Source organism: Streptomyces sp. NPDC060064, assembly GCF_042736455.1.
In the GTDB taxonomy this organism is placed as follows: domain Bacteria; phylum Actinomycetota; class Actinomycetes; order Streptomycetales; family Streptomycetaceae; genus Streptomyces.
The window spans coordinates 1-1312 of the sequence record NZ_JBHWWF010000109.1; the positions used below are offsets into that span (position 1 = coordinate 1).

Genomic DNA, 1312 nt, shown 5'->3' on the forward strand with positions numbered 1-1312 from the left:
TGAGGTTGATCCCCGGGGGTGGACACCGGGTTTCACGCGACGAGTGACAGCGTACGTGACGTGATCAATTGCTGTTCGTACTCGGCTGGCGCGAGGTAGCCGAGGGCGGAGTGGCGGCGGCGCCGGTTGTAGTACGACAGCCACCTGAACAGCTCCAGCCGTGTCTGCGCCTTCGAGGTCCAGCGCCGTCCGTGCAGCAACTCGCGCTTGAGGCCCTGGAAGAACGATTCGGCGAGGGCGTTGTCGTAACTTGAGCCGACGCGGCCCATGCTGCGGCGGATGCCGTGCCGACGGCAGACCTCGGCGAAGGCGGCCGATCCATATTGCGCGCCCCTGTCCGTGTGAAAGACGACGCCGTGGACCTGGCCGCCGCGGGCGGCCACGGCCATCTCGATCGCGTCGGTGACCAGCGAGGTGCGCATGTGGTCCGCGATCGACCAGCCGATCACGCGCCGCGAGCGGATGTCGATGACCGTGGCGAGATACAGCCAAGTCGAGCCGACGGCGACGTACGTTATGTCGCCGCACCACTTGGTGTTGAGCATGTCCGCCGTGAAGTCACGCATCATCAGGTCCGGCACAGGCGGGGCCGTCGTGTCCTGAATGGTCGTGCGCTTCTTGCGCCGCAGATGCCGGCCGACGATGCGGTTGATCCTCATCAGTCTGCTCACGCGCTTGCGGTTGATCTTTCTCCCGCGGGAGCGGAGTTCGGCATGGACGCGCGGGGCGCCATAGGCGCCCTGGTGGTCGGCATGGATCTGTCGGATCTCCGACACCGTTCGCTCTTCCTCGACGGCTCGTTCGGCGCGGGCGCCTGCAGTGGCCCGGTGCTGGTAATAGCCGGAGCGGGAGACGCCCAGGACCCGGCAGATCCGCTTCACGCCGAAGGCGGCGCGATTCTCGGAGATGAAGTCCCAGCGGCGGGGGCTCACGTCACCTCCCGAGCGAAATAGGCGGCTGCCCGGCGCAGGATCTCGCGCTCCAGCTGCCATTCCTTCTCCGCCTTCAGTAGCCGGGCGTTCTCCGCCCGCAACCGGGCCAGTTCCTCAGCCGGACTCCCGCCGGCCTCGCGGCGCTCGGGCAGTGCCTCGGACTCGATTTCCATGCGGACCCATGTCCGCAGCGACTCGGCGGTGATGCCGAGGTCCGCCGCCACCGCCGCGTATGTGCGCTTGCCGCCCGCGGCGCGGTAGAGCGCGACCGCGTCCTTCCTGAACTCCTCCGGATACGGAGACTTGCGTCCCACCTGGACATCCCTCCCTGGACCATCAAGATCCATTGTCAGGGTGTCCACTCCAAAGGATCAGCCTCA

At 67.1% G+C, this 1312-nt stretch carries 1 protein-coding gene; it reads right to left on the reverse strand.

From position 1 onward, the window contains the following. Nucleotides 1-32: 32 nt before the first annotated feature. A protein-coding gene (locus ACFWDI_RS40955; protein ID WP_385312190.1) for an IS3 family transposase occupies nucleotides 33-1246 on the reverse strand; the annotation gives its coding sequence in 2 pieces (ribosomal slippage) (nucleotides 33-997 and nucleotides 997-1246; 1215 coding nt in all). Nucleotides 1247-1312: the final 66 nt, after the last annotated feature.